Annotated in this window: 3 protein-coding genes; 1 reads left to right on the top strand and 2 read right to left on the bottom strand. The window is 77.2% G+C overall.

Features of this window, described 5'->3' with window-relative positions; genetic code table 11:
- Positions 1–53 precede the first annotated feature (53 nt).
- Positions 54–1,178 (top strand): glutamate--cysteine ligase, encoded by a 1,125-nt coding sequence (locus ABZ885_RS38635; protein ID WP_360199499.1) that lies wholly within the window; start codon positions 54–56, stop codon positions 1,176–1,178.
- A 124-nt stretch (positions 1,179–1,302) separates the two neighbouring features.
- Here the strand turns inward: ABZ885_RS38635 and ABZ885_RS38630 are convergent, their stop codons facing one another.
- Together ABZ885_RS38630 and ABZ885_RS38625 are read right to left on the bottom strand one after the other, a co-directional pair.
- Positions 1,303–1,770, bottom strand: coding sequence for a hypothetical protein (locus ABZ885_RS38630; protein WP_360199497.1), 468 nt, complete (start codon positions 1,768–1,770; stop codon positions 1,303–1,305).
- Positions 1,771–1,936: 166 nt separating this feature from the next.
- The gene (locus tag ABZ885_RS38625) at positions 1,937–2,611 is read right to left on the bottom strand and encodes a pyridoxamine 5'-phosphate oxidase family protein (protein WP_360199495.1); all 675 of its coding nucleotides are present in this window, start codon (positions 2,609–2,611) and stop codon (positions 1,937–1,939) included.
- Positions 2,612–2,850 lie beyond the last annotated feature (239 nt).

Below are 2,850 nucleotides of genomic sequence, written 5' to 3'. Positions count from 1 at the left end.
GCCTGCTGGGCGCGGCCGCGGCGGGTGCGCTGGCCCGGGGGCGGTGACCGGCGATGGCCTGCCCGAGCACGCTGCCCGCGGTGCCCACCGTCGGGGTGGAGGAGGAGTTCCTGCTGGTCGACCGGCACACCCGGCTGCCGGTCGAGCGCGCACCCCAGGTCATCGCGGACGCCGCGACCGTGCTGGGCGACCGGGTCCAGGCCGAGTTCTTCCCCGTCCAGGTCGAGGTGTGCACCCGCCCCGCCGTCCGGCTCGACGGGCTGCGCGCCGACCTCGCCCGGCTGCGCTCGGTACTCGCCGAGGCGGCGGCCGGGGCGGACTGCCTGCTGGTGGCCTCCGGCACCCCGGTGCTCGCCGGCCCCGGACCGGGCCGGATCACCGACGACCCGCGCTACCGGCGGATGGCCGCCCGGTACGCGGGTGTGCTGGACGGCTACGACGGCGCGCTGTGCGGCTGCCACGTGCACCTGGGCACGGACGGGCGCCGCCAGGCGCTCGCCCTGGGCAACCACCTGCGGCCGTGGCTCCCGGTGGTCCAGGCGCTGGCGGTCAACTCCCCGTTCGCGACGGGCCGCGACAGCGGTTTCGCCAGCTGGCGCACGGTCCAGTGGTCGCGCTGGCCCACCGTCGGCCCGGCGCCGGTCCTGGACGAGGAGCAGTACGAGGTGCTGGCGGACGCCCTGGTGGACCGCGGCATCCTGCTCGACCGCCGGATGATCTACTGGTACGCCCGGCCGTCCGAGCACGTCCCGACGTTGGAGGTGCGGATCGCCGACGTCAACGCCGACCTGGAGACCGTCCTCCTGCTCGCGGCGCTGCTGCGCGGGCTCGCCACCGTCCTGCTCGCCGAGATCCGGGACGGCCGGCCCGCGCCCGCCTTCCCGTCCGGCCTGCTCGGCGCCGCGCACTGGCAGGCGGCCCGCACCGGCCTGGCCGGCGACGGCGTCGACCCGCGCACCGGCCGGCCCGCCCCGATGCGCACGCTGGCCGAGGAGTTGCTCGCACGGGCCGCCCCCGGGCTGGCCGCGGCCGGTGACCTGGCGGCCGCGGAGTCCGCCCTCGCCCGGCTGCGCCGCCTCGGCACCGGCGCCGCGCGGCAGCGGCGTACCCTCCGCCGGCACGGGCACCTGACCGCCGTGGTCGACGAACTCGCCGCGCTCACCGCAGCCGTGCCGTGACGGCCGCCCATGCGGCAACGGCGGGACACCGGACCGCGGGCGACCGGGAACGCAAGGGCGGTTCGTACGACGAGACGACGGTACGGACTCTCCGACGGTCCCGGCCTCGCCGGACCCGGGCGGCTCAGGTGCCGTTCACGAGGTTCCAGGCGACGCGCTTGCGGGCGGTGGGGCCGGAGGCCAGGTGGAGGGCGTCCTCGACCAGCTTGACCTGGTCGCGGACGGCCCGTGCCCAGGCCTGTTCCCGGAGGTAGGCGTCGATGGTCTCGGCGTCGTCGGGGCGTCGCGGTGCGCCGACCAGGGCCGTGCGGAGAGCCTTCAGGCCCGCCTGCAGGGCGACGACCTGGGTGTCGAGGTGGAGCCTGAGCATCGAGGCCAGTTCCAGCGGGTTGCGGTGGAAGACCTGTTCGTGGCGCCAGCGTGCCGGGGCCAGGTCGAAGAGCCACTCCTTCGCCGACTGTTCGAAGTCCGCGGCCCCGGGCCGGCGGACCGCGCCGGGCCACCGGGACTGCCCGGACCGCGCCCGGCGCGCGGGCCGTGGCCGGGGGCCTTCGTCGGATGCCGTGTCGTCGGATGCCGTGTTGACGGCCATGCTTCATCACCCCTGCTGCCGTGGGGCGGGGCCGCCCCCTGGGTCCCCGCTCCGGCGTCCGCCGGGTCCGCCCAACGGCGCTTCGGGTGCGATGAGTTTCAGACGTGCGTTTTCTCCTGTCAAGGGCCGACCGTGGCCGCCCGCCGGGGCCACGGGTCCGCGGTGCTCACCCGGTGCCGATCCGGCGGCCGGTGACCTCGTCCACCCGGATGCGCACCCAGAGCGGCCGGGCACCGCCGGCCCACGGGGTGGCGCCGGGCAGCAGGGACAACCGTTCCTCCTCGTCCGGGTCGCCGACGTGGTGGGCCTCGCCGAGGAGGAGCACGCTCCAGCCCCGGCTCAGGCGGTCGTCGATGCGGTCGACCTGGAAGGAGACCGGCGATCCGTCGGACGGGGCGGCGGCTCCCCCGGCGGCCGTGCGGTAGACGATCGTGCCGTCGTCCACGGCGTAGTTGACCGGGTGGACGGCCGGACCCGGCTGGACCGGCAGGCCGATCCGGCCGACGCCGTGCGTCCCGACCAGCTCCCAGCACTCGGCTTCGGTCAGGTGGAGCAGCAGCGGCCGCGGCCCGGGACCCGACCGGCCCGGCGGCGCGTCGGCGCGGCCTTCCAGCAGCTCGGGCCAGGAGGTGCGGAGCACGGCCGCGATCCGGGCGAACCCGGCCGGATCGAAGGCCGGGCCGGCCTCCAGCAGGTGCCGGAGGTAGCGGGGTGCCATCGCCGCCTGGTAGGCAAGCATCTGGTCGGTGAGGCCGAGTTGGTCGCGCCGCTCGGCGATCCGGCGGGCGACGGCGGCGGGATCGGCCCGGCGGACGGCTTCGAGGTCGGGGGTGTGGTTCACGGTGCGGCTCCTCGCTCACCGGTGCCCGTCGCGGTCACGTCCGTACGATCGCGACCGTGACGGGGCCGTCCTTCCCCGGCGCCGGCGACCCGACGGTCCGGTCCCCGCCTCCCAGCTTTCGCCCTGCGGACGGGTGCGGCCAGGGCCTCCCGGGCCACCGGCCTGGGCCGGTAGGCCCAGCCGCCCCGGGCCCACGGCGGCGGCCCCGTACCCGGCGCGGGGGGGGGGGGGGGGGGCGA

The organism is Kitasatospora sp. NPDC047058 (assembly GCF_040643935.1).
Taxonomy (GTDB): domain Bacteria; phylum Actinomycetota; class Actinomycetes; order Streptomycetales; family Streptomycetaceae; genus Kitasatospora.
Note: the sequence above shows the minus strand (reverse complement) of the source record. Positions and strands in the feature narration are given on the sequence as shown.